4 protein-coding genes and 1 pseudogene are annotated in these 7,578 nt (G+C 32.5%); 4 read left to right on the top strand and 1 reads right to left on the bottom strand.

What is annotated here, in order from left to right:
• Positions 1-209: 209 nt before the first annotated feature.
• On the bottom strand, positions 210-1,232 hold the full coding sequence (locus tag L6Q46_RS11105) for a LacI family DNA-binding transcriptional regulator (protein ID WP_291284359.1): 1,023 nt from the start codon (positions 1,230-1,232) through the stop codon (positions 210-212).
• A gap of 223 nt (positions 1,233-1,455) precedes the next feature.
• On the opposite strand from L6Q46_RS11105, the gene L6Q46_RS11100 reads away from it, so the two are divergent.
• The 4 genes and pseudogenes from L6Q46_RS11100 to L6Q46_RS11085 form a co-directional block, all read left to right on the top strand.
• Positions 1,456-4,515 carry a SusC/RagA family TonB-linked outer membrane protein gene (locus tag L6Q46_RS11100; protein WP_291284358.1) on the top strand — a complete coding sequence of 1,020 codons (3,060 nt, stop codon included), beginning with the start codon at positions 1,456-1,458 and terminating at the stop codon, positions 4,513-4,515.
• Between the two features lie 10 nt (positions 4,516-4,525).
• Entirely contained in the window at positions 4,526-6,073 is a 1,548-nt protein-coding gene (locus tag L6Q46_RS11095) for a RagB/SusD family nutrient uptake outer membrane protein (RefSeq protein ID WP_291284357.1), read from the top strand.
• 17 nt (positions 6,074-6,090) lie between these two features.
• Positions 6,091-7,179 (top strand): SusE domain-containing protein, encoded by a 1,089-nt coding sequence (locus L6Q46_RS11090; RefSeq protein WP_291284356.1) that lies wholly within the window; start codon positions 6,091-6,093, stop codon positions 7,177-7,179.
• 50 nt (positions 7,180-7,229) lie between these two features.
• A pseudogene (locus tag L6Q46_RS11085) lies at positions 7,230-7,578 on the top strand (alpha-amylase); the annotation flags it as partial.

Below are 7,578 nucleotides of genomic sequence, written 5' to 3'. Positions count from 1 at the left end.
TCCATTATCGTAATTTATTGATTAATAAACCGATAAGCGTTCTATGTGCTTATCAAAACTTATGTTTTTAGAAGTGAAGTTACAAGCTTTGATATCACAAATATAAAAGGTTATTTTAATAAATAATCTTATTTGAGTAAATATTTTTTATTCGAATTGAGTAAAATAAATTTTTAACTAATTGATTTTCAAACAAATAAATTCAACTATCACGATTTCGTAGATTCTCGAATTATTAGATTTGTTTCGATGATTTCGGTTTTGTAATGTTCGTCTTCTTCATCTTCTAATTCCAATCTTTTTATTAGCATTTCAGCTGCTTTTCTTCCCATTTTTATCCCATTTTGACTAATGGTGGTAATGGTTGGAGTGGAATATTTTGAGATAATTCCATCCGTGAAAGCAACAACCGATAAATCTTCTGGGATTTTGATTCCTTTAGACATTGCTAATTTTATTGCAGTTACAGCAAACAATTCGTTAACCGCCAAAATAGCATCAATAGATTGATTTTCTAATAATTCATTGATTTTTTCATCGCAGTGTTCAGTATCTTCAATTCGAATTATTAAGCTTTCATCTACTTCTATTCCGTGATCATGTAATACGTTTAAATAGCCATCCGTTCTCAGTTTTCCAACACTAACGTAATCAACAGTAGTTAGTAAGGCAATCTTTTTTAATCCTTTTGAAATTAAGAAATTGGTAGCTTCGTAGGCCGCCAATTGATCATCAATAATTACTTTATCACATAAGATATCATTTGATATCCTATCAAAAAGCACCACAGGCATTCCTTGATTAATTACTTCTTGAAGATGGTGAAAGTCTTTTTTCTGTTGCGTTTCTTTTGATAAGGACATGATAAAACCATCGGTACTACCATTGGCCAACATTTCCATATTGATAACTTCTTTATCGAAAGATTCGTCAGATAAACATACAATAACATTATAACCACATTCATTTGCAACCTGTTCAATACCACTAATCACTGTTGCAAAAAAATGATGAACAATTTCAGGAATAATTATACCAATTGTCTTAGTTTTCTTATTTTTTAAACTTAAAGCAATATTATTAGGCTTGTAATTATACAATTTAGCAAAAGCTTGTACTTTCAAACGAGTGTCTTCACTGATTTCTGGGCTATCACGAAGCGATTTTGAAACTGTAGAAATCGATACATCTAATTCTTTTGCAATTTGCTTTAAAGTAACTTTTCTTCTCATGACAAATCAGTCGATTATAATTTTTTAATAAATGTAACTTATTTTTTTTGGTATTGCAATATTATGTTAAAAATTGGTACTTATTGATAAAGTTTTCAACACGAAAACGTTTTCGCAAGACTTTTCACAAATCTAGGTTTTTTTATCTGCAATTTTTACATAAATTTAACATTAGAAGTGAATTTACAAGCGAATAAAAAACAATTTAACCTAAACAATTTGTATGAAAACACTGCAAAAAAAGTTATTGCTTTTGCTACTGATGTTACCCTTAGGCTTATTGGCTCAAAACACCCTTAAAGGGGTTGTTTTAGACGGCTCTTCAAAACAAACCTTACCAGGAGTAAATGTATTAGTAGCGGGCACAACAAACGGAGCTACTACCGACTTTGATGGAAATTTCACTTTAACGAACATCAAAAAAGGAGATCGAATTGTATTCTCATATATAGGCTTTAAAGATGAAACCATAACATATGAAAATCAAAACACAATAACGATTACTTTACAAGAAGATCAAAAAGAATTAAAAGATGTAATAGTAATTGGATATGGAACTACAACTAAAAAAGATGCCACAGGGTCAGTTACATCTGTAACATCAAAAGAGTTTAACAAAGGAGCCATTGTTTCAGCGGATCAATTACTTACAGGTAAAGCACCTGGAGTTAGAATAACCAACAATGGCGGACAACCAGATTCTGCTCCTAATATTAGAATTAGAGGTGGCTCTTCATTAAATGCTAACAGTAGCCCTTTATTGGTAATTGATGGTGTTCCAGTAGATAACACAACACCTGCTGGGGTTTCTAATCCATTATCGTTAATAAATCCTAATGATATTGAAAGCTTTACAATTCTTAAAGATGCATCTGCAACAGCAATTTATGGCTCTAGAGCATCAAACGGAGTTATCATAATTACAACAAAAAAAGGAAGCAAAGGAAGCCCTGAATTTAATTATTCTTCAAGTGTTTCTTTTGGGAATGTTTCTAAAAAAATAAATGTAATGGATGGTAAAACATTCTCAAAATTTATTCAAGAATATCATCCAGATTTAGTAAATAATTTAGGTATAGCTGATCCAAATGCTCCAATAGGAACAGTTGATGACCCAAGCACTCCAGACGTTATTGAAGGACGCATATTAGCAAATACGGATTGGCAAGATGCAATTTTTAGAAACTCTATTTCTACAGATCATAACATTAGTGGTAGAGCAAATTTATTTGGATATTTACCCTTTAGAGCGTCTCTTGGATACACCCGAAATGAAGGTATAGTAAAAACAAATGATTACGAAAGATATTCATATTCTATCAAAATGAATCCTAATATGTTTGACAATCATTTGAAGTTAGATGTTAATGCAAAAGGAATTATCACAGACAAAAATGCAATAGATGAGGGAAGTGCATTAGCTGGCGCAGTTAATATGGACCCTACAAAACCAATTTATGATTCAAATGGTATTTTTGGAGGTTACTATCAAACCATGACAGCAAGCAACCCAAATGTAGTGAGCGGCCAATACAATCCAGTTGCGCTTTTAGAACAAAGAAGCAGACCTGAAAGAAGTATCCGTTTTTTAGGAAATATTGAAATGGATTACAAAATGCATTTTTTACCAGAATTAAGAGCTGTGGTAAATTTAGGTTTAGATGCATCAGAATCAAAAATAAGAGAAACTTTTACGGATAATGCAATTGCAACATATAACGGAACAAACGTTGTATTTAATCCTGGAAAAAATTACCAAGAAAATCAAACTATTACCAATACCACATTTGATAGTTATTTAGTTTACACTAAAAACATGAATGGTTTACTTAAAAAATTCGATATTCAAGGTGGCTATTCTTATCAAAACTTCAAAAATGATGGTAACAAAGAAATTTACCAATACAATCCTAATACTGGTATAAGAGAAATTCTAATAAATCCTAACAATCCTAACAACAGGTATTATAACGAATTGAATTTACAATCTTTCTTTGGAAGAACCAACCTTGACTTTGCAAACAAATATCTATTAACACTATCTTTTAGAGCTGATGGTTCATCTTTATTTAGAGAAAAAGACAGATGGGGCTTTTTTCCAGCAGCAGCATTAGCTTGGAAATTAAAAGAGGAAGACTTTCTTAAAAACGTAACTTTTGTTAATGATTTAAAACTACGTTTAAGTGCAGGTAAAACAGGACAACAAGACATTACTGGAAATGTAGGTTTTTACCCATCAATTCCTTTATTCTCTATAGGTAGTACAACTAGTCAATACTTACCAGGCTCTAACTTATATTCAGCATTACCATTTAATGAAAATTTAACTTGGGAAAAAACATCAACTGTAAATGCAGGATTAGATTTTAACTTCTTTAAAAACAGTTTAATCAGTGGAACATTTGATATTTATTACAACAAAACTTCTGATTTATTAGCAAGAGTTCCTACAGCTCCTGGACAATATTTAAGTGATAGTTTTATAACTAATGTTGGAAAAACCGAAGGAAAAGGTTTTGAACTTAATCTAAACATTAAACCAATTTCTAACGACAATTCAACATTTGAATTCTATTCAAATATTGCTTATAACAGTGTTGAAGTAACAGATTTAGGAGATGTTGAAAGACTAAACGCTGGAGGAGGGTTACCAGTTGGAACTAATGTAAACTCACAAGTAAATGCAGTTGGTTTCCAACCTTATGCTTTTTGGTTATTCCAACAATTGTATGATACAGATGGAAATGTAATTCCAGGCGCATTTGTTGACAGAAATGGAGATGGTCAAATTACTAATGACGACCGTTACTATGTAGAAAGAACTCCAAAATGGACTTTTGGATTTGGTTTTAACTACAATTATAAAAACTGGGATTTTGGCACAAGTTTTAGAGGCCAATTTGGTGGACAAACTTATAATTCAAGAATCCTTACTTCTGGATGGATAGATGCTACAAGACCAACAAATTCAAGTAGTTTATCAAATGTTTTAGATTTTTATTCAGGAGAAGCGAGTACATCATTTATCAATTTTAATGGAAATGAAAAGTTTTCTGACTACATGGTAGAAGATGCAACATTCTTAAGATGTGAAAATATAGTTTTAGGATATAGATTTAACAAATTCTATAAAGATACTTCTTTAAGACTTTACGGAGCAGTTAACAACGCATTCCTTGTAACAAAATATGGCGGTCAAGACCCTGAAAACTTTGGAGGAATTGACAACAATTTCTATCCAAGACCAAGAGTATATACAGTAGGTTTAAGCTTAGATTTCTAAAAAAAACACTATGAAAAAAATAAAATTATTTAGCTTCATTGCATTAATATCAGTTTCAATTTCATGTACTGATGATTTAAATACAGAGCCTGTAGTAGAACTTTCATTAGAACAACTTTTGGCGCAAGATCCTAATGCAATAAATGGAATTATGTCAAAACTATATGGTTCATTTGCCTTATCTGGACCTAATGGCCCTGGAAGTTCTGATATTAGTGATGACCCAGGAGAATCTCCATTCTTAAGAGGAATTGTAAATTTACAAGATTTTACTGCCGATGGAATGAAAAACAGATGGGGAGATGATGGTTTAGATCAATTAACAACAGCTTCTAACTGGGATGAGAACAATAAATTCTTTAGATATTTATACAATAGGGTTTACTATACCGTACCACAATGTAACAATTTATTAGTAGTATTAAACTCAGTATCTATTGAAAACAAAGATCAAGTTATAGCTGAAGTTAAATTTCTTAGATCTTTAGCTTATTATTACATGATTGATTGTTTTGGAAAAGGCGTATTAGTAACAGAGGCACAAAATGGTGTTTCAACTCCTTTACCTGAATCAACAAGAACAGAATTATTCAACTTTGTTGAAAGCGAACTGATTCAAGCAATTGAAAATTTACCACAAACAAATTCATATGGAAGAGCTAATAAATATGCTGCTTCAATGCTATTAGCAAAACTATATATGAATGCTGAAGTCTATACAGGCACTCCAAGATACACTGACGCTCTAACATATATTAATAAAATCATCGATGAGGGTGGTTATGTATTAGATGACGACTTTGTTGAAGTTTTCTCTGCTGATAACTACATGTCTTCTGAAATTATTTTCCCTTTAATTGCGGATGCTATTGTAAGTCAAAGTTTTGGAAATACTACTTATATCATTAATGGAAGTATGAATAGTGCTACAATGACAACAACTCTATTTGGTAACCCTGGAGGTAATGATGCATGGGCAGGTCACAGAGCAACTAAAGCATGGTATGGATTATTTGGTCCATTAGGTTCTTCAACAGATGATAGAGCTGATTTATTTTGGACATCTGGGCATACTTATGAAATGACCGATTACAAAGAATGGACAAACGGATATCCTTCTACTAAATTTAGAAATACTAATTTTCATTCAACTTCTGGAACACCAACGGTTTTTTCAAGCACAGATTTTCCACTTTATAGATTATCAGATGTTTATTTGATGTATGCAGAATGCGCAATAAGAGGTGCTGGAGGAACATTAAATCAAGCTGCAACGTATGTAAACTTAGTAAGAAATCGTTCAAATGCTACTTCAATTACTGAATCTGACCTTACATTAGATTTCATCTTAGACGAAAGAGGAAGGGAACTTAATTTGGAAGGACATAGAAGAAGTGATTTAATTCGTTTTGGAAAATTCACTGGTGGATCATATCTATGGCCTTGGAAAGGAAACGCTCAAACAGGTACTAGTATACCTAGTACATATAACGTTTTCCCTATTCCTTTAACCGCTTTACAAGCTAACCCTAATTTAACACAAAACCCTGGTTATTAATATAAAAAGTATATCAAATGAAAAATTTATTAAAAATAGGTACATTAGCAATATTATTTATTGCAAATATGTCATGCGAAAATGATGATCAAACAATTATTAACCCTAGTGGAGGTCCAGAATTGTTAACTCCATTAACAGGAAGTTCATATATTTTAAATCGCAGTACTCCATCAGCTGAAGTAACAACTTTAGTTTGGAATCACGCTGATTATGGCGTTCAAACTGAAATTAATTATGAAGTTGAATTTTCTTTAGCAGACACAGAATTTGCAGTAATTACTTCAGGTGGTTTAACAAATAATCGCTTTATAACTTTTACTCACGAATCTCTTAATGCTATTGCTCTTAGTACTGGGCTAACACCTTATATTGCTGGTGATTTAGACCTAAGAATTAAATCGTCTTTAGGAACTAATGAAGATGTTGTTGCGTATTCAAATATTGTTACTATTACTGTAACTCCATATCCTACAGATCTACCAAAACTTGCCGTAGCAGGTAATCATCAAGGTTGGAATGTTGGAAACGCTCCTCTAATAGCAGCTTCAGATTTTGGAAGAACTGACTTTGAAGGATATGTTTGGTTAGATGGCGAGTTTAAATTTGTTGCTCAAAGTGCTGACGGAACATTTAACTTCCCTCCCGCTGGCGGACCTGACTATGGAGATAATGGTGATTTCTCAGGAATCTTAGCTGAAACAGGAGAATCAAACTGTACTGCTATAGCTGGTTATTACAGAGTAAGAGCAAATACTGGTGCTATTACAACTGAAAATCCTGATGGAATGACTTACTCAACAACTGCAGTTAGTTGGGGAATCATCGGTTCTGCAACTCCTACAAGTTGGGATTCAGATACAGATTTTACATATAATCCTGCAACTAAAAAATTAGAAATTGCTAGTATCGCATTAGTACCTGGAGCATTCAAATTTAGAGGAAACAATGCTTGGAGTAATGGTTTCGATTTAGGAACGGTTAATGCTGACGGATTCTTAGTTGACGGTGGTGATTTAACATTCTCAGGAGCAGCAGGAAACTATAAAGTTATTTTAGATTTATCTAATCCTAGAAGATACACTTACGAGTTAATTGCTCTTTAATTCAAATTATAAAGGGCTGCCTATAAGCGGCCCTTTTTTCTATTATAGCTATGAAAAAAATATTATTTACATTATTACTGTCGTTAAGCAATTTATTCTTTGCTAATGCACAAGTGACCATTACCCCAAGCAGTTTTAATGTTACGGATCAAATTACCATCACTGTTTCAACTGCAGCTCAAGCATGTAATCTTATGGGAACAACCCCAACTAAAGTTTACATGCACGCCGGAATTGGAGACGACAGCAACGCTTTTGGATTCTCAGTGGTAGGAAACTGGGGGCAAGACGACAGCGTTGGATTAATGACTAATAACGGAAATGGCACATGGAGTATAACTTTAACTCCTAGCACATATTTTGGTTTAAATGGTACACAACAAGCTAATACTACAAAAT

Source organism: Flavobacterium sp. (assembly GCF_023151265.1).
In the GTDB taxonomy this organism is placed as follows: domain Bacteria; phylum Bacteroidota; class Bacteroidia; order Flavobacteriales; family Flavobacteriaceae; genus Flavobacterium.
The sequence above is the reverse complement of the archived record's forward strand: the minus strand, read 5'-3'. Positions and strand labels throughout refer to the sequence as shown.

Coding starts and splice junctions, on each gene's coding strand:
- L6Q46_RS11105 (WP_291284359.1), bottom strand. CDS start 1,232: ATGAGAAGAAAAGTTACTTTAAAGCAAATTGCAAAAGAATTAGATGTA.
- L6Q46_RS11100 (WP_291284358.1), top strand. CDS start 1,456: ATGAAAACACTGCAAAAAAAGTTATTGCTTTTGCTACTGATGTTACCC.
- L6Q46_RS11095 (WP_291284357.1), top strand. CDS start 4,526: ATGAAAAAAATAAAATTATTTAGCTTCATTGCATTAATATCAGTTTCA.
- L6Q46_RS11090 (WP_291284356.1), top strand. CDS start 6,091: ATGAAAAATTTATTAAAAATAGGTACATTAGCAATATTATTTATTGCA.